Annotated in this window: 1 protein-coding gene; it reads left to right on the top strand. The window is 63.5% G+C overall.

Annotated elements, in window-relative coordinates:
• The first annotated feature begins 114 nt into the window (after positions 1-114).
• Positions 115-1,332 (top strand): IS481 family transposase, encoded by a 1,218-nt coding sequence (locus ACFWIX_RS16045; RefSeq protein WP_377217129.1) that lies wholly within the window; start codon positions 115-117, stop codon positions 1,330-1,332.
• The last annotated feature ends 21 nt before the right edge of the window (positions 1,333-1,353 follow it).

Here is a 1,353-nt window from a genome sequence, read left to right on the forward strand (position 1 = left end):
GGGGTGTCTAGTTTCACGACATAGTTCTCACATGAGTCGGGACATCGTTCCCAGTTGATGCTTCACCGGTGAGTCGGGACATCGTTCACACCCTGGAGCGGCTGAGCATGGTGCATGTCGAAGCAGAAAGTCATCGTCCTCGCCGTCCGCGACCAAGGGCTGACCGTCTCGGATGCAGCCCGCCGCTACGGAGTCAGCCGCCGCTGGGTCCACGAACTCCTCCGGCGTGAGGCCGCAGGAGGCATCACCGCCATCGAGCCCCGTTCCAAACGCCCGCTGAACAACCCCCGCCGGACTAACCCGCAGACCGCTGCCCGGATCCTGGCCCTGCGCCACGACCTGCAGACCGCCGGGCTGGACGCCGGCCCGGTCACCATCGCCTGGCACCTCGAACGGGAAGGACTGCGACCCCCATCGACTTCAACAATCCGCCGGATCCTGCACCATGCCGGCCTGGTTACCCCTGAACCGAAGAAACGCCCCAAAGCCTCCCTGCACCGCTTCGAAGCGCACCAGCCCAACGAAACCTGGCAATCCGACTTCACCCACTGGACCCTCGCCGACGGCACCGACACCGAAATCCTGAATTTCCTCGATGACCACTCCCGCTACCTGCTCGCCTGCACCGCGCTCCAACCAGTCACCGTCACCACAGTCGTGACCACATTCCTGGCCTGCGCAGCCGAATACGGGCTCCCGGCCTCGACCCTGACAGATAACGGCATGGTCTACACGACCCGCTTCTCCGGCGGCCGGGGCGGCCGGAACGCCTTCGAACACCAACTCCACGCCCTCGGAATCACCCAGAAGAACGGCTCCCCGAACCACCCGCAAACCCAAGGAAAGATCGAACGCTTCCACCAGACCCTCAAACGCTGGCTCACCGGACAGCCGCGCGCCCACACCCTCGAGGACCTGAACGAACAGCTGGAAAAGTTCCGCCACATCTACAACCACGAACGCCCGCACCGCGCCCTGGACCGCCGCACCCCGGCCACAGCCTACACAGCAACACCCAAAGCAGCGCCCGCAGGGGCAAGACAAGGAGACCACTGGCGACACCGGATAGACCGGGTCGACCAATTCGGGAAACTCACCCTCCGCTACGCAGGCAGGCTACGCCACATCGGAATCGGCCGCGCCCACGCCCGCAAACACGTCCTCATGCTCATCCACGACACCGATGTCATCATCAGCGACGCCACCACCGGAGAAATCATCCGCGAGCTCACCATCAACCCAAACCGGAACTACCAACCCAGAACATCCGGACAAAGAAAAACACCCCGGTCCGAAGACCGGGGTGTAACCGATGACCCGACTCATCCGTGAAGGATGTCTCGACTCATCACA

This window comes from Pseudarthrobacter sp. NPDC058362 (genome assembly GCF_042723515.1).
GTDB lineage: Bacteria > Actinomycetota > Actinomycetes > Actinomycetales > Micrococcaceae > Arthrobacter.